The sequence below is a fragment of the Afifella sp. JA880 genome (assembly GCF_025379905.1).
Taxonomy (GTDB): Bacteria; Pseudomonadota; Alphaproteobacteria; order Rhizobiales; family Afifellaceae; genus Afifella; species Afifella aestuarii.
Genome location: NZ_JAOANH010000002.1, coordinates 56,380 through 73,032 on the forward strand (window position 1 = coordinate 56,380; position 16,653 = coordinate 73,032).

Consider the following 16,653-nt stretch of genomic DNA (forward strand, 5'->3'; position numbering starts at 1 on the left):
AATATTCACCGACCGCCTTCCCGGGCTCTATGGCCGATCGGCAACACCGTTTCGTGAACTGCACCTCGGCAGGCTCGTTCAATTGACGCCTGATCCTGCGGGGAAGATAGCTGCCCTCGATTGCGAAGTTCGCGGAAGCTCGAGGTGATTTGGATGCGTGGTCTTGGAACAGCCGTCTTCGGCATGGTCGTCCTTGCAGGCCCCGCTCTCGCCGCCGATCTTCCAGAAGCGCCCGCACCCTATGTTCCTGTCACCTCTCCGGTGTCCGTGTCGCAATGGGAGGGTTTCTACACCGGCATGCATTTCGGTTGGTCGTCGGACAATATCGACGGTCGGACCCCCGCCGGCACCGACTTCTCCATGAGCGACCATGGCGGTTTTTCCGGCGGCGGACTGCGCGGCTACAACTGGCTCTTCGGCAATGTCGTCCTCGGCCTGGAAGGTGACATCACCATCCACGAGACCAAGACGGAAAATGCATCCGTCTCAGTGGGCAGCGATTACATCTGGGATGCCGGTGTCTATGGGCGTCTCGGCTATACGTGGGGCCGCTTCATGCCGTACGTCATGGCCGGCGGCCGCGTGGCCGAGATCCATGGCCATTCGCTCGCGCCGATGACCCAGGGCGATGTAACCCGCCATCTCGGCTGGTCGGTCGGCGCCGGTCTCGAAGTTGCGGTCTACTATCCGATCCGCCTGCGCGCGGAATACCTCTACACCCGCTTCGGCGCCGAGGATTACGTGTTCAGCGGCGGCTCGACGAAGTTCGAGCCGGAGGCCCAACAGTTTCGTGGCGCCATCATCTTCGCTCTCGGCAACGGCTTTAAGGACTATCCCGAAAGCTTCCTGACGAAGCCCGGAAACACCTGGTCGGGCTTTTACGGCGGTGCGATGGTCAGCGCATCGATGCTCCAGGACGACGCAGAGATCGCCGGCCTCGGCAGCGATGATGCGAGCGACGGCAGCTTCGGCACGGGCATGTTCCTTGGTGCGAACTACCAGTTCGGCAATGTCGTCACGGGCCTCGATGCCGATCTCAGCCTCCGTCAGGGCGAATCGACCTCGACCATCGCGGGCGTGAGGCTCGACAAGGAGCCGATGTGGGATGCGCATGTGCGTGGCCGTATCGGCTATGCCTGGGACCGGTTCCTGCCCTACCTCGCGGGCGGTTTTGCCATCACGCAAGTCCACTTCCAGCAGGAAGGCACCTCTTCGCTCAATGTCGAGCCCGCGAAGGGCTGGACGGTCGGTGCTGGCGTCGACGTTGCGATTACCGATCACGTGTTTGGGCGGCTCGAGTATCTCCACGACGAATTCGAAGACGTGACCGGCGATGTCGTTGCAGGTGCGGCGAGCTTCGAACCATCTGTAGACACGGTGCGAGCCGGTATCGCCGTTCGTCTTCCATAATCTGAATATTTCAGACTTTCGTCGAAACCGTCACACCGTCCACCGCCGCATATTGTGCACAGTGTGACGGCTTGCTAAACGATTGACCTCTTTGGCGTTCGAGTGTTCCGCACTCGAACGTGAGCCTATAATAAAATAATGGCCATAAGAGGGGTACAATTAAAGAACGATGGAATATTTCGTTCAGCAGCTGATCAACGGCGTCACGCTCGGTTCGATCTACGGCCTTATCGCCATCGGCTATACGATGGTCTACGGCATCATCGGCATGATCAATTTCGCCCATGGCGATATTTTTATGGTGAGCGCCTTCATCGCCCTCACCGTATTCTTGATTATGCTCGCAATCGGAGTGACGGCACTGCCGCTCATCCTGCTTGCAGTCCTCATCATCGCGATGATCTTCACCTCCGTCTGGGGATGGACAGTCGAGCGCCTGGCCTACCGGCCGCTTCGCGGCTCCTTCCGCCTGGCGCCGCTCATCACCGCCATCGGCATGTCGATCACGCTGCAGAACTTCGTGCAGCTGACGCAGGGCGCGCGCGTTAAGCCGCTGCCGCCGCAGATCACCGGAGGCATCACCCTGATGCAGGGCGATGCGGAAGCCGGCAACATCGTGGTGCAGCTCTCCTACATGCAGATCATCATCATCGTCACGACCGTCGTCTTGATGGCCGGCTTCTCGATGCTGATCTCCAAGACCTCGCTCGGACGCGCTCAGCGGGCCTGCGAGCAGGATGCCAAGATGGCGTCGCTGCTTGGCGTCAACGTCGACCGGACGATCTCTTTAACCTTCGTCATGGGCGCCGCACTTGCGGCCGTCGCAGGTGTCATGTTCCTGCTCTACTACGGCGTGATCGACTTCTACATCGGCTTCATCGCCGGCGTGAAAGCCTTCACAGCGGCGGTTCTGGGCGGCATCGGCTCTCTGCCGGGCGCGATGCTCGGAGGTCTCGCTATCGGTCTCATCGAGACCTTCTGGTCCGGATACTTCTCGGTGGAGTACAAGGACGTGGCGGCGTTCTCGATCCTGGCGATCACGCTCATCTTCCTGCCCTCCGGGCTCCTCGGCAAACCGGAAGTCGAGAAAGTCTGACATGTCCAACATAAACCAGGCAGGCAGCGCCGACGAACAGCAGGCGCCAGGCGCCTTGGTGGAGTGGGAACAGCGCGTCGCCGGCTATGCCGGCGAGCCCCCCTTCGTCGAAGAACCGCAGCGTCTTTCCGCAATCGCCGCTGCCTTGAAGGATGCCGCCATCGCCGCCGCGATCGCAGCAGCTCTCTTCCTCTTTTTCATCGGCTTCCGCACTGACATCGCGATCGGTGGACTGGACCTGTCGACCCGCTGGCAAGCCTTCGGCACCGCCATCGTCGTCGTCTTCGTCGGCCGTCTCCTCTTTCGCATTCTGCTGTGGCGGCCGGCCACCAAGGCCGGAACGAGGCCGCTTCTTCTGCGCGCCTTCGGCTCCGGCGAAGGCACACCGTTATCTGAGCATTTCGCGCGCCATTCGAAATCGGTCGGCGTCGTGGCACTGGTCGCGGCGGTCCTCTATCCGGTCATCATCCTCGCCCTCTTCCCGATGAAGGATAAGCAATTCATCGATCTGGGCGTGCTCGTTCTCACCTACATCATGCTCGGCTGGGGGCTGAACATCGTGGTGGGCCTCGCGGGCCTCCTCGATCTCGGCTACGTCGCCTTCTATGCGGTGGGCGCCTATTCCTTCGCCCTCTTCGCCCAGTTCTTCGAAGTCGGCTTCTGGTTCGCCCTTCCGATCGCGGGCATCCTGGCGGCCTGCTGGGGCCTCATTCTCGGCTTCCCGGTGCTGCGGCTTCGAGGCGATTATCTCGCCATCGTCACACTCGCTTTCGGTGAAATCATCCGCGTCGTGCTCTTGAACTGGTACACGTTCACCGGCGGACCGAACGGCATTTCCGGCATTCCCGATCCGACATTCTTCGGGCTGGAATTCAAGCGGGGAGCGGAAAACCTGCCCGGCCTTCTCGGGGTCGGCTACGATTCCGCCTACAAGCAGGCCTACTTCTTCTACATCATCCTGGCGCTTGCCATGATCACCAACCTGGTGACGCTCAGGCTCCGCAAACTGCCGCTGGGGCGCGCCTGGGAAGCGCTGCGCGAAGACGAGATCGCTTGCCGGTCGCTCGGCATCAACACCACCAATACGAAGCTGACGGCCTTTGCCATCGGCGCCATGTTCGGTGGCTTCGCCGGCGCCTTCTTCGCCACGCGTCAGGGCTTCATTTCGCCGGAAAGCTTCACCTTCATGGAATCGGCACTGATCCTGGCAATCGTTGTGCTGGGCGGCCTTGGTTCGCAGATGGGCGTCGTCATCGCCTCAATCGTCATGATCGGCGGCTTCGAGCTCTTCCGTGATTTCGCCGAATACCGCATGCTGATCTTCGGTCTTCTGATGGTGATCATCATGGTCTGGCGTCCCCGCGGCCTCATCGCCACGCGCGAGCCATCCGCCATTTTGAAGGAACGTCAGACGATCAGCGCCGATATGGTCTCTCAAGGTGAGGGCCACTGATGTCCGCAGCACTCAAAGACAATGTCAGCGAGCCGGGACGCTGGGACGAAAGCCCGGTCCTCACGGTCGAAAACCTGACCATGCGCTTCGGCGGCCTCGTGGCCGTCGACGATCTCTCCTTCAACGTCGGTCGGGGCGATATCACCGCCCTCATCGGACCTAACGGTGCCGGCAAGACGACCGTCTTCAACTGCGTCACCGGGTTCTACAAACCGACCGAAGGGCGCATCATCATGCGCCACGGCAGCACCATCTCCGACGCGGAGGTCCGCAAGCTGACGGAAAGCGGTGAGCAATCGATGAGCACCTCCGAGGGAGCTATCTTCCTGCTGGAGCGGATGCCGGATTTCTGCATCTCACGCGATGCAAAGGTCGCCCGCACCTTCCAGAACATCCGCCTCTTCGGGGGCATGACGGTTCTGGAAAATCTGCTCGTCGCCCAGCACAACGCGCTGATGGCCGCCTCGGGATTCACCATCGGCGGGATCTTCAACCTGCTGGGGTTCCGTAAGGCAAGGCAGAAGTCGATCGACAAGGCCGTCTATTGGCTGGAGCACATTCGCCTGAAGGAGCGCGCCGATGAACCTGCGGCCGCCCTGCCCTATGGCGACCAGCGCCGGCTTGAGATCGCCCGTGCAATGTGCACCGACCCGCAGCTTCTCTGCCTCGATGAACCGGCGGCGGGATTGAACCCGCGCGAATCGAGCGAGCTCAACGAGCTTCTTCAGTTCATTCGATCGGAAGCCGGCACATCCGTGCTCCTGATCGAACACGATATGGGCGTGGTGATGGAGATTTCCGACCATGTCGTCGTGCTCGATTACGGCGAGAAGATTTCCGACGGCTCGGCCGATTACGTCAGAAACGATCCCTCGGTGATCGCCGCCTATCTCGGCGTCGAGGACAAGGAGGTCGCCGCGGCAGAAGCTGAAGCCGCAGCCGCGGCTGCGGCCGGAAAGACCGCCTCTGCCGGAGAGCCCGCAGGCGAGCAGGAGACGAAGCCATGACCGGCCAAAATCCGCTTCTCGCCGTTGAAGGCGTCGAGACCTATTACGGCAACATCATCGCCCTGCGCGGCGTCGATATCGCCGTCTTCGAAGGCGAGATCGTCACCCTCATCGGTGCCAACGGCGCCGGCAAGTCCACCTTGATGATGACGATCTGCGGCAACCCGCAGGCCCGCAAGGGGCGCATCGTCTATGATGGCGAGGACATCACCCACCTGCCGACGCATGACATCATGCAGCGCTCCATCGCGCAGTCTCCTGAAGGTCGTCGCATCTTCCCGCGCATGACGGTGATGGAAAACCTGCAGATGGGCGCTCTCGTCACCGACGGTGCGAGCTTCGATGCCGATCTTCAGCGGGTATTCGACCTTTTCCCGCGGCTCAAGGAGCGTCAGCATCAGCGCGGGGGAACGTTATCCGGCGGTGAACAGCAGATGCTTGCGATCGGCCGCGCCTTGATGAGCCGGCCTCGCCTGCTGCTTCTCGACGAACCCTCCCTCGGCCTCGCGCCGATGGTGGTCAAACAGATCTTCGAAGTCATCAAGGAGCTGAACCGAGAAGAGGGCCTGACCGTGTTCCTCGTCGAGCAGAACGCGTTTCACGCGCTCCGGCTCGCGCATCGCGGCTATGTCATGGTCAACGGGCAGATCACGATGTCGGGCACGGGAGCAGAGCTTCTGGCGCGGCCGGAAGTCCGTGCGGCCTATCTCGAGGGCGGCAGAAAAGAGGCGGCCGAATGAACCTGATCTGGGAAGTTTCGCTCACGGAATTCGCGCTCGTCACGCTCGTGCTCGGCGGGCTTGCGGCCTGGATGACAGGGCGTGCCGTCGCGCTCACCTGGGGCTCCTGGTTGCGTCTTGCCGTCTATATCGCGCTTCTGTCTCTCGCTGTACGCTTCATCCATTACAGCCTCTTCGGTGGCACGTTTCTCTTGCCGCCCGTCGGCTTTGCAACGGGTCTTCACTACTATGTCGTCGACTTCATCGCATTGATGCTGATTGCAGCCGCGGCCCGGCAGATGAATCGCTCGCACCAGATGAGCGAGCAGTATAGTTTCCTTTACAACCGTTCAGGGCCGTTTGGCTGGAAACGCAAGGTCTAGGCGTAGATCCAGATGTCAGCAAAAGCTGTACCATCCGGGAAGAGAATGGGCTTAGATCGAGACAATTGAGGTTCGCCTCAATCACCCGCACGCGCACCGCGGGTCTTTTAGATCATGGTGCCATCTAAGAAAGAGGGAGAATCCATTGAAAAAAGCATTGTTGGCAGGCGTCGCTTTGAGCTTCGCAATGACGGGTGCGGCATGGGCCGATATCACGATCGCCACGGTCGGGCCGATGACCGGCCAGTACGCCTCTTTCGGCGAGCAGATGAAGGCTGGCGCCCAGCAGGCGGTGGAAGACATCAACGAGAAGGGCGGCGTCCTCGGCGAGAAACTCGTTCTTGAAATCGGCGACGACGCCTGCGACCCGAAGCAGGCTGTGGCCGTCGCCAACCAGATGGCCGGCAAGGGCGTCGTCTTCGTCGCGGGCCATTTCTGCTCGGGATCGTCCATCCCGGCTTCCGCGGTCTATGCGGAAGAAGGCATTGTCCAGATTTCCCCGGCTTCGACCAACCCGACGTTTACCGATGAGCGCCCGAACCCGGACGGCGGCACCTACCGTGTCTGCGGTCGTGATGACCAGCAGGGCAAGGTCGCCGGCGAATTCATTGCCGAGCATTATCCGGACAAGAAAGTCGCCGTCATCCACGACAAGACGGCTTACGGCAAGGGCCTCGCCGACGAGACCAAGGCAGCGATGGAAGCAGCCGGCAAGAAGGCCGACATGTACGAGGCCTACACGGCTGGTGAAAAGGACTACACGGCCCTCGTGTCCAAGCTGAAGCAGGAAGGCATCGGCGTCCTCTATGTCGGCGGCTATCACACCGAAGCTGGCCTGATGGCGCGTCAGATGAAGGATCAGGGCATGGATGTGCAGCTGATCTCCGGCGACGCCCTCGTCACCGACGAATACTGGGCCATCACCGGCGATGCCGGCGAAGGCACGATGATGACCTTCTCGCCGGATCCGCGGAAGAGCGAGACGGCCGCCCCGATCGTGAAGAAGCTGGAAGATGCCGGCAAGCCGACCGAAGGTTACGTCCTCTACACCTACGCCGCGATTCAGGCCTGGGCTCAGGCCACGGAAAAAGCCGGCGCGCCCGATTATGACGAAGTCAACGAAGCTCTGAACACCGGAACCTTCGACACGGTTCTCGGCGAGCTCTCCTTCGACGACAAGGGCGACGTGTCGCTGCCGGGCTACGTCTTCTACGAATGGCACGACGGCAGCTACGATTATCTCAACGCGGGCGACGAAAAAGCTACCGAAGAGAAGAAATCGTAAGCGCGTTAACCCGCTTTTTCGATGGGCCCCGGCGGCATCTCCGCCGGGGCTTTTCTTTTGCCTGCCGCTGCGTTTTGATCCGGCATGAATCGTTATCCGGTACCCTTTTCTGGAATGCCGGCAGGTCTGCGCATTGGCCACGCATCCGATGAAACTCTGAAATCGGGCGTCACTGTCCTCCTGCCGGATGAACCTGCCATGATGAGCGCGCATATCGGCGGCGGCGCGCCCGGAACGCGCGAGCTCGGCCTTGCCGAGCCAGAAGCGAGCGTGTCGAAAGTCGACGCGATCGTCCTGTCAGGCGGCTCCGCCTTCGGACTTGCGGCGGCCGATGGCGCCATGTCCTTTCTTGCGGAGAACGGTCGCGGCTTCGAGGTGGCGGGGCTTCGCGTCCCGATCGTTCCGACAGCAATTTTGTTCGATCTCGCCAATGGCGGGGACAAGAGCTTTCTTCCGGCAAAAGAACGAGCGGCTGTCGCCAACCCCTACCCCAAATTGGCATATCGCGCCTGCGCCTCCGCCCTGGAAACGGCGCCGGGGGGAGCGGTGGAGGTGGGAACTCTCGGAGCCGGCACGGGTGCGACGACCGCCAATCTGAAGGGCGGGTTCGGCCATGCCGGCGAGCAGCTCGCCTCGGGAGCCACCATCGCCGCCTTCGTCGCGGTCAATGCCGTGGGCGCCGTGACGTTCGGCGACGGGCCTCATTTCCGTGCAGCCCCTTTCGAGGTCGACCACGAATTCGGCGGCCTCGGTTTTCCAGGCACAGCCAGTCCAGAGACGGCCGCACGCATCACGAAATTCGATCCGACACCGGCCGCCAATACGACGATTGCCGTCATTGCGACCGATCAGCCGTTGACGAAGGCTGAGGCAAAGCGCCTTGCTATGGTCGCACATGACGGGTTTGCTCTGTCGATCTATCCGGCCCACACACCCCTCGACGGCGACACGGTCTTCGCATTGTCCACAGGCAAAGCTCAAACGGATCCGAACATGGAGCCCCTTTCCATGATGCTGGAGCTCTGCGTAGCCGCCCCAGTCGTTCTGGCACGGGCGGTTGCTCGCGCCGTCTACTGGGCGACAGACACGCAAAGCGATCGTCTCCCGACCTGGAAAGGGCGTTTTGGCGATACGGCTTGAGCGGCCGGAGACCTGAAAATTAGCTTCCGCGGCGGGAGGAGAAAATAACGTGCAGAGGCCTCAGGAAATTGAACTTGACCCAGGCGAGATCCGCATTCTGCGGATCATGCAGCGCGATGCGTCCCTGTCGGTGGCAGATATCGCGCGCGAAGCGGGGATGAGCCAGACGCCGGCCTGGCGGCGCATCAAGCGACTGAAAGAAGAGGGCATCATCCGCGCCGTCGTGGCGCTGGTGGAGCGCAACGCGGTCGGGCTCGATTTCGTCGCTTACGCCTTCGTCAAGCTCGGCGTGCCGAGCCGGCAGAACATGGAAAAATTCGACAAGCTTGTGAATTCCTGGCCGGAAGTGCTCGTCTGCGAGCGGGTGACGGGTGCGGTCGATTATCTGCTCAAGATCGTCACCACCGACATCCACACCTATGACTGGTTCCTGCGCTCCAAGCTCCTCGACAACGAGCTCGTCACCGATGTCCAGTCGCGCATCGTCGTCGCCACCGTGAAAGACACCCCCTCCCTGCCGATCCGGGAGGCGTGAGGGCAACCGCCTATTTCTTCTCCGCATTCTTCGCATCCAGCCGTCGCCGGGCGCCAATCTGAAATCCGCAGGCTTCGATCCTTCTCGCCCCCCTCATGAAAGAGCCTGGAGACGGCGCCGACAGATTTGAGCACTCCTCGCCTCGCGACGGATCTCGCCGCTTGTGCTCCGGCTAATCAAGAGCCATGAAGTTTCGCCGGGCTCGCTGACCGCAGGCTCAGGCCTCGGCGTCGCAGGCGCACTCGGCCTCTAGGAGGCCGACGAGGCTCTTGCCGCGTGTCCACTGGATCGCCATCCAGCCGGCCTCACGCGCCGCTTCGACATTTGCGCGCATATCGTCCACGAGAACGGTGTTCCGGGCGACCGACCCGCTCTGCTTTAGAGCGGCATCAAAAAAGGCCCGGTCGGGCTTCCTGACGCCGACGGCGGCCGAATAGACGATCCCATCGACATGTTCGCCAAGGCGAAGATGCTCCATCAGGTAGCGCGCCCGCATATGCTCCTGGTTCGTCGCCAGAAACACGAGCATGCCGTGGCGGCGCAGATTGTCCGCCTCCGACACGAGAGCCTCGTCGAGCAGATTGTCGTGGGCAAACCAGTAATCGACGAAGTCCTGCGGCGCGAGCCAGGGCGCCACGGGCGGCAGACACCTCTCCAGCACGTCCAGAAGCTGCTTTTTGCCGACGATGACATCGGCCCAGTGTGGCTCGAAAAAGCAGGTCTCCAGGATCGCAGGCGTGACACCGAGATCGCGCTCCACGTTCTCGACCCAGGAATCTCCCTCAGGATGCCCGTGGACCAGAACGCCGTCGACGTCTAGCATGAGACACGGCTTCACGCTTTTCCTCCTTCAAGCAGCCGACTTGCTGCCCGCACCTCCGCGTCTACCATCTCATGCCGTTCCCGCAAGAATCGCAGCTTTCATTTTCCCGTGCAGGCGCAATCCCATCGGTCACCCGCCCGCCCTCATACCTATTGCGAGGCCGGAAGCGCCAGCAAGCGGTGCCGTTGCCGTTGCCCCAGCCCGATACCGTCATTAAACGGAAGGGCGATTGAAGGAGCCTTCCCATGATTCCGCGCTATGCACGCCCCGAGATGGTGGCGATCTGGTCGCCCGAGACGAAATTCCGCATCTGGTTCGAGATCGAGGCGCATGCCCTCTCCGCCATGGCCGAAATGGGACGCGTGCCCAAGGACGCTGCGGAAAAAGTCTGGGAAAAGGGCGGCTCCGCCACCTTCGATGTGGAGCGCATCGACGAAATCGAGCGCGAGGTGAAGCATGACGTCATCGCCTTCCTCACGCATCTTTCGGAGATCGTCGGACCGGAGGCGCGTTTCGTCCATCAGGGGATGACCTCGTCCGACGTCCTCGACACCTGTCTCTCAGTGCAGCTTGCGCGCGCGGCAGATCTTCTGCTCGCGGATCTCGACCGTTTGCTCGACGCTCTCAAGACCCGCGCCTACGAGCACAAAGATACGCCGACGATCGGCCGCTCGCACGGCATCCATGCCGAGCCGACGACCTTTGGGCTGAAGCTCGCCCAGGCCTATGCGGAGTTTGCCCGCAACCGCGAGCGCCTCGTCGCCGCACGCGCGGAGATCGCCACCTGCGCCATCTCCGGCGCCGTCGGCACTTTTGCCAACATCGACCCGCAGGTGGAGGAATACGTCGCCGAGAAAATGGGGTTGAAGCCGGAACCCGTCTCCACGCAGGTGATCCCGCGCGACCGCCATGCCGCCTTCTTCGCCACGCTTGCCGTCATCGCCTCCTCGATGGAAAGGCTCGCGACCGAAATCCGGCATCTGCAGCGCACCGAAGTGCTGGAGGCGGAGGAGTATTTCTCGCCGGGCCAAAAGGGCTCTTCGGCGATGCCGCACAAGCGCAATCCGGTTCTTTCGGAAAACCTCACGGGCCTCGCCCGCATGGTGCGTGCCTTCTCCGTGCCGGCCATGGAGAACGTGGCGCTCTGGCATGAGCGCGACATCTCGCATTCTTCCGTCGAACGCATGATCGGCCCCGACGCCACGATCACGCTCGATTTTGCTCTCGCCCGCCTCGCCGGCGTCATCGAGAAGCTCGTCGTCTATCCCGAGCGCATGCAGCAGAACCTCGACAAGCTTGCCGGCCTGCACAATTCGCAGCGCGTGATGCTCGCCCTCACCCAGGCCGGCATGTCGCGCGAAGATTCCTACCGCCTCGTCCAGAAGCACGCCATGAAGACATGGGAGCGCGGCGCCGACTTCTTGTCCGAGTTGAAGGCCGACCCGGAGGTGACTCAAAAGATTCCGATTTCCGAGCTCGAGGCGATGTTCGATCTTGGCTATCACACCAAGCATGTGGACACGATCTTTGCCCGCGTTTTCGGCGCAAACTGAGCTGCACGACGCCCTCCCACCGCTTCACCAAGTCTCGAGCGCATGAAAGCCCGCGAAGCCGATATTTTGATCCACCCCGGCCTCTACGGTCCGAAGCCCGACAATTGGTATGCGCGTTGGGCGAGACAGATCGGGACTGCAGAGATGATCGAGCAGGACTGGTCGCGACCCGACCGGTCCGATTGGACGGCCAATCTGATCGCCGCGGTGAAGCTCGCCAAAAGACCGGTCGTGCTCGTCGGCCATTCCGCCGGCGCGCTCACCATCGTGCATGCGGCTGCGCATCTCGCTGGTACGGCGGTGCGCGCGGCCTTTCTGGTGACCCCGCCAGACTTTGATCTCTGCGGCGACGAGCTCCCGGAGGGGCGCACATTTCTCCCGGTTCCAAGAGAGCCAATGCCCTTCCCCACCCTGGTCGTCGCAAGCCGCAGCGATCCCTATTGCGCGTTCGAGACGTCGGAGGACTGGGCCGCTGCCTGGGGCGCTCTTTTCATCGACGGCGGCGATTCCGGGCATATGAACTCAGACTCCGGCCACGGGCCCTGGCCGGAGGGCCTGATGGTCTTCGCCCGCATGATGGGACAGCTCTGACGGCCTCCCGGTCGCAAAAACCGCGGCCGGTCATTCTCTGGCAACCCGAAGCGGCGAAGCTCTGCGGACGAAACGACGCTGCGCCACCAGGGAGGCCGATATGCCCCTCCACCACCAGAAGCCTCGGCACAAAACCTCCTCGCCCGAGATCGACGACATCTATGCCTCGGCGGATTCGATCCGCGAGCTTCCGAAGATGCGGCTGCCGGAAGGCGAGCACGATCCCCGCCACATCTATGCGGCGATCCGCGACGAGCTCATGCTCGACGGCAATTCGCGCCAGAATCTCGCGACCTTCTGCACCACCTGGATGGAGCCCGAAGTCGCTCGCCTGATGGCCGAAACGGCCGACAAGAACATTATCGACAAGGACGAGTACCCGCAGACGGCCGAAATCGAAGGCCGCTGCGTCCGCATGCTGGCAGATCTCTGGAACGCCCCGGACGGCGCCGCCGTCGGCTGCTCGACCACAGGTTCGAGCGAGGCGGCAATGCTTGCCGGCATGGCGATGAAGTGGCGCTGGCGTGAGAGGCGACGGCAGGCCGGTCAGCCGGCGGACCGACCCAACCTCGTCACCGGGCCGGTGCAGGTCTGCTGGCACAAATTCGCCCGCTATTGGGATGTGGAGCTGCGCGAGATCCCGATGCAGGGCGATCGCCTCATCCTCTCCCCCGACGAGGTAATCAAGCGCTGCGACGAGAACACGATCGGTGTCGTTCCGACCCTCGGCGTCACCTTCACGGGCCAGTATGAGGATGTCGTCGGGGTCTGCGCGGCACTCGACGCGTTGGAGGACAAAACCGGGCTCGATATTCACGTGCATGTCGATGCGGCGAGCGGCGGCTTTCTCGCCCCCTTCGTGGTGCCCGGTCTCGCCTGGGACTTCCGCCTAGCGCGCGTGAAATCGATCAACGCCTCCGGCCACAAATTCGGGCTCTCCCCGCTCGGCGTCGGCTGGGCTCTCTGGCGCACGGCCGAAGACCTGCCGGAGGACCTCGTCTTCCGGGTCAACTATCTCGGCGGCGACATGCCCACCTTCGCGCTCAACTTCTCCCGGCCGGGCGGCGAGGTCATCTGCCAGTATTACAATTTCCTGCGCCTCGGCCGCGAAGGCTACCGCCGCGTGCAAGAGGCTTGCTACGCCAATGCCGCGGCTCTCGCCGAAGCGATTGCGGGCTTCGGCCTCTTCGACATGATCCACAAGGGCGGCACCGACGGCATCCCGGCCGTCTCCTGGTCGATGAAAGAGGGCCTCAATCCCGGGTTCACGCTCTTCGATCTCGCCGATCGCCTGCGCACGCGCGGCTGGCAGGTTCCGGCCTATTCCATGCCGCACGAGCGCGAAGACCTCGCTGTGCAGCGCATTCTCGTCCGCCATGGCTTCAGCGCCGATCTCGGCAGACTTCTCCTCCGCGACATCAAAGACGCGCTGGCGTTTTTCCAGAAGCATCCGGTTGCCGCTCCGATGACGGGGGCCGAGGCCGGTGGCTTCGACCACAGCGGACGCGCAACTTCTTAAGCCGCGAAAGTATTTTCACGCGCCGCATCAAATCAGACGTCACACGCATGTAATCGCCAGCCGCTTAGTCCTAGAAGCGGCGACAACTTATGACGAAGATTGAGGATTTTCCCCTCGCAAACGGTCGCCGGAAAGGCAGAGCGATCGAATGGCGACAGAGATCCATACAGGCGAGCCGCAGACACGATTGCGCGACGAGCTTTCCTGGCTCAGCATCGTCTTTCTCGTCCTCCTTGTCGGCGTAACCGGGTATTTTCTCTTCTGGGCAAACGGCTACACCGACGGCCATCGCAGCACCGTCCTCGTCGCGGCTACCCTCTTCGGGGTTTTCATGGCCTTCAATATTGGCGGCAATGACGTCGCCAATTCGTTCGGCACCAGCGTCGGCGCCGGCACTTTGACCATCCGCCAGGCGCTTGCCGTCGCTGCAATCTTCGAAGTCAGCGGCGCGGTCATCGCCGGCGGCGCCGTCACCGACACCATCCGCGATGGCATTGTCGAACTGGGCAATCTCGACGTCGCCCCTGCGGATTTCGTCTTCATCATGATGTCGGCCTTGATCGCCGCCGCGCTCTGGCTGCTCTTCGCCACCACGCGCGGATTTCCCGTTTCGACCACGCATTCGATCGTGGGCGCGATCGTCGGCAGCTCGATCACGCTCGGTATCCTGATGAGCGGGCCCGAGGCTGCCTTCTCTCTCGTCCAATGGACGAAGGTCGCCCAGATCGTGGTCTCCTGGGTTCTCTCACCGCTTCTCGGCGGTGCCGTCGCCTATCTGCTGTTCTGGCAGATCAAGAAGCGCATTCTTTCCTACAATGACACGATGAACGCCAAGCTCGATCAGATCCGCCAGGCGAAGATCGAGCACAACAAGAAGCACAAGGAAGCCTTCGAACGTTTGTCAGAAATCCAGCAGCTCTCCTACACCCACGCTCTGACGCGCGACATGAATGTGGTCGCCGACAAGGATCTGGGGCCGGAGAACCTCGAGACCGATTATTACCGTGAGCTGCAGCGCATCGAGGAGCGGCGCGAACAGCTCCGGCCCCACCGCGCGCTCGAAAAGCTCGTCCCGCCGATCGCATCTTTCGGCGCCATGGTGATCGCTGCTGTGCTTCTCCTGAAAGGGTTGGAGAACCTGCATCTCGGCCTCAGCCTCGTCGAAGATCTCCTGATCATCGCGATGGCCGGGATCGCCGTGTGGATGGCCGTCTTCGTCGTCGCCAGGCTCCTGAAAAGTGAGCCGCTCGGACGCGCGACCTTTCTCTTGTTCAGTTGGATGCAGGTCTTCACCGCCGCCGGCTTCGCCTTCAGCCACGGTTCCAACGACATTGCCAACGCCATTGGTCCCTTCGCCGCGATCCTTGACGTTTTGCGCAGCGGCTCGATCGAGCAGAATGTGCCGGTGCCCGCGCTTGCCATGATCACCTTCGGCGTCGCGCTCGTGGCCGGCCTCTGGTTCATCGGCAAACATGTCATTCAGACGGTCGGGCACAACCTGACGACCATGCATCCGGCTTCGGGCTTCTCCGCCGAGCTGTCCGCGTCCGCCGTCGTCCTGCTTGCCTCGATCTTCGGTCTGCCGGTGTCGAGCACGCATATCCTGATCGGTTCGGTCTTAGGGATCGGCCTCGTCAACCGTCAGACGAACTGGAAGCTCATGCGGCCGATCGCCTTTGCCTGGGTCGTGACCCTGCCAGCAGCCGCGATCCTCTCTGCGATCGGGTTTATCATCCTGCGTCAGGTTCTTTAGGCCGCCTCGACCGCAGGCAGGCGCGACCCCGAAGCGGAGCCGCCCGAATGTCCCGTGCGAGTCTTTAGTGGCGGGCGCCGGAGTGGCGGAGGCGAGCGGCTTTATTCCGCCTTCGCACGCTCCAGAAGGCTCGTGGCCCCCAAAACCAGACTTTCAGTATCGGACGCGGTCGCCACGAGCCGGTACCCCATCTGGCGGTAGCGCCCGGCAAGGCCGGGATCTGCCGCATAGATGGCGGCGAGCTTGCCGCTCCGATCCGCAGCCGCTGCGATCGCCTCGATTGCCGGCATCATCTCTTCAAGGCGAGGATCGACCTTCGCCCCTTCGCTCCAGGCGATGGAAAAATCCGCAGGGCCGACGAAAACGCCATCGATCCCCTCGACGTCCAGAATGTCGTTGAGACGGTCAAAGGCCTTGCGGGTTTCGATCATGGCGAAGGAAAGCGTCTCGCCATCCGCTGTCCGCATGAACGTCGAGACGTCCCCATGCCGCGAAAGCTGCATGGCCCGATGCGGCCCCCAGGAGCGTTCGCCGAGCGGAGGAAACTTCGTCGCCGCCGCAAAGGAACGCGCATCGTCGATATCGTTGATCATCGGAGCAATCACCGCCGCAGCGCCCATATCGAGCGCGCGGCTCGCCATGTCGAAGCGGCCGACCGGGATGCGCACGATCGCAGGCTTGCCGGCGAGTGCCGCACCGGCGATTCCCCTCAGCACGCTTTCGGTCGAATGAAAGCCGTGCTGCATATCGAGCGTGACCGCATCGAAGCCGAGCCTTGCGAGCGTCTCGGCCACGAGCGGATCAGGAAGGCCCGACCAGGCGGAAACGAGTTTCTCGCCCGCCCGCAGTCGTCCCGCGAGCGTCGGCAGCTTCCTGGCGTTATTGTCCTCGCTCAGCGTGCGGCCTCGATCTGCTCGGCCGCTTCCACCAGGAAACGGCGCATGAGCTGACGCAGCTCTTCGTCGGAGCAGGACACGCCGCCCGCCTCCAGATCGGTCTTTACCTTGCGAAAGACATCTTCTTCACCAGGTTCGGCGAAATCTGCCCTCACCACCTCGCGAGCGTAAGTCTCCATATCTTCGCCATCTTTTCCGAGCTTTTCAGCAGCCCACAGGCCAAGAAGACGGTTACGCCGCGCGATCGACTTGAACTTCAGCTCTTCGTCATACGCGAACTTATTCTCATAAGCGTTTTCGCGATCGTCGAATGTTGTCATAGCCGCTCACTCCCTCCCACGACTACGGCTCTGTTAACGGTAGAGTATGCGCTCCGCAATGCCGCCAACCGCCGCCGTTAACACGACATTGTGCTTCCCCGAGCTTTCGGCTAGGTTCCGACAGCAAATGGCGGATCGCCGCTTCGGAGCCGACACTCGCCAGCCCATCT

General features: G+C 62.2%; 16 protein-coding genes. 13 read left to right on the forward strand and 3 right to left on the reverse strand.

Translation table 11 applies throughout. The features are described from left to right. Positions 1-153 precede the first annotated feature (153 nt). The 9 genes from NYQ83_RS08480 to NYQ83_RS08520 all read left to right on the forward strand — a co-directional run bounded on the left by NYQ83_RS08480 (position 154) and on the right by NYQ83_RS08520 (position 9,028). The gene (locus tag NYQ83_RS08480; protein WP_261214079.1) at positions 154-1,410 is read left to right on the forward strand and encodes an outer membrane protein; all 1,257 of its coding nucleotides are present in this window, start codon (positions 154-156) and stop codon (positions 1,408-1,410) included. Between the two features lie 169 nt (positions 1,411-1,579). Further along, the gene (locus NYQ83_RS08485; protein WP_261214081.1) at positions 1,580-2,506 is read left to right on the forward strand and encodes an ABC transporter permease subunit; all 927 of its coding nucleotides are present in this window, start codon (positions 1,580-1,582) and stop codon (positions 2,504-2,506) included. A 1-nt stretch (position 2,507) separates the two neighbouring features. After that, positions 2,508-3,959 (forward strand): high-affinity branched-chain amino acid ABC transporter permease LivM, encoded by a 1,452-nt coding sequence (livM, locus tag NYQ83_RS08490; RefSeq protein ID WP_261214083.1) that lies wholly within the window; start codon positions 2,508-2,510, stop codon positions 3,957-3,959. Next, positions 3,959-4,966 carry an ABC transporter ATP-binding protein gene (locus NYQ83_RS08495; RefSeq protein WP_261214084.1) on the forward strand — a complete coding sequence of 336 codons (1,008 nt, stop codon included), beginning with the start codon at positions 3,959-3,961 and terminating at the stop codon, positions 4,964-4,966. The genes livM and NYQ83_RS08495 overlap by 1 nt, the downstream gene beginning before the upstream one ends. Next, positions 4,963-5,706 carry an ABC transporter ATP-binding protein gene (locus NYQ83_RS08500; protein ID WP_261214085.1) on the forward strand — a complete coding sequence of 248 codons (744 nt, stop codon included), beginning with the start codon at positions 4,963-4,965 and terminating at the stop codon, positions 5,704-5,706. The genes NYQ83_RS08495 and NYQ83_RS08500 overlap by 4 nt, the downstream gene beginning before the upstream one ends. Beyond that, on the forward strand, positions 5,703-6,068 hold the full coding sequence (locus tag NYQ83_RS08505; RefSeq protein WP_261214086.1) for a DUF6867 family protein: 366 nt from the start codon (positions 5,703-5,705) through the stop codon (positions 6,066-6,068). Before NYQ83_RS08500 ends, NYQ83_RS08505 begins: the two co-directional genes overlap by 4 nt. A 145-nt stretch (positions 6,069-6,213) precedes the next feature. Then, on the forward strand, positions 6,214-7,353 hold the full coding sequence (locus tag NYQ83_RS08510; RefSeq protein WP_261214088.1) for a branched-chain amino acid ABC transporter substrate-binding protein: 1,140 nt from the start codon (positions 6,214-6,216) through the stop codon (positions 7,351-7,353). An 84-nt stretch (positions 7,354-7,437) separates the two neighbouring features. Next, positions 7,438-8,493 (forward strand): P1 family peptidase, encoded by a 1,056-nt coding sequence (locus NYQ83_RS08515; protein ID WP_261214089.1) that lies wholly within the window; start codon positions 7,438-7,440, stop codon positions 8,491-8,493. 49 nt (positions 8,494-8,542) lie between these two features. Then, positions 8,543-9,028, forward strand: coding sequence for an Lrp/AsnC family transcriptional regulator (locus NYQ83_RS08520; protein ID WP_261214090.1), 486 nt, complete (start codon positions 8,543-8,545; stop codon positions 9,026-9,028). A 217-nt stretch (positions 9,029-9,245) separates the two neighbouring features. On the opposite strand, the gene NYQ83_RS08525 is transcribed toward NYQ83_RS08520, so the two are convergent. Further along, on the reverse strand, positions 9,246-9,866 hold the full coding sequence (locus tag NYQ83_RS08525; protein WP_261214092.1) for an HAD-IA family hydrolase: 621 nt from the start codon (positions 9,864-9,866) through the stop codon (positions 9,246-9,248). Between the two features lie 230 nt (positions 9,867-10,096). On the opposite strand from NYQ83_RS08525, the gene purB reads away from it, so the two are divergent. The 4 genes from purB (at position 10,097) to NYQ83_RS08545 (ending at position 15,267) form a co-directional block, all read left to right on the forward strand. After that, on the forward strand, positions 10,097-11,404 hold the full coding sequence (gene purB, locus NYQ83_RS08530; protein WP_261214094.1) for an adenylosuccinate lyase: 1,308 nt from the start codon (positions 10,097-10,099) through the stop codon (positions 11,402-11,404). Between the two features lie 42 nt (positions 11,405-11,446). Next, positions 11,447-11,995: an RBBP9/YdeN family alpha/beta hydrolase gene (locus tag NYQ83_RS08535; RefSeq protein ID WP_261214096.1), complete on the forward strand. Its 549-nt coding sequence runs from the start codon at positions 11,447-11,449 to the stop codon at positions 11,993-11,995. 100 nt (positions 11,996-12,095) lie between these two features. After that, complete coding sequence (locus NYQ83_RS08540) at positions 12,096-13,514, forward strand: glutamate decarboxylase (protein WP_261214097.1); 1,419 nt, start codon at positions 12,096-12,098, stop codon at positions 13,512-13,514. 148 nt (positions 13,515-13,662) lie between these two features. After that, positions 13,663-15,267: an inorganic phosphate transporter gene (locus NYQ83_RS08545; RefSeq protein WP_261214098.1), complete on the forward strand. Its 1,605-nt coding sequence runs from the start codon at positions 13,663-13,665 to the stop codon at positions 15,265-15,267. Between the two features lie 101 nt (positions 15,268-15,368). On the opposite strand, the gene NYQ83_RS08550 is transcribed toward NYQ83_RS08545, so the two are convergent. Both NYQ83_RS08550 and NYQ83_RS08555 read right to left on the reverse strand, forming a co-directional pair. Continuing rightward, on the reverse strand, positions 15,369-16,136 hold the full coding sequence (locus NYQ83_RS08550; protein ID WP_261215142.1) for an HpcH/HpaI aldolase family protein: 768 nt from the start codon (positions 16,134-16,136) through the stop codon (positions 15,369-15,371). A gap of 23 nt (positions 16,137-16,159) precedes the next feature. Beyond that, entirely contained in the window at positions 16,160-16,483 is a 324-nt protein-coding gene (locus NYQ83_RS08555) for a DUF1476 domain-containing protein (RefSeq protein WP_261214100.1), read from the reverse strand. Between the last annotated feature and the right edge of the window lie 170 nt (positions 16,484-16,653).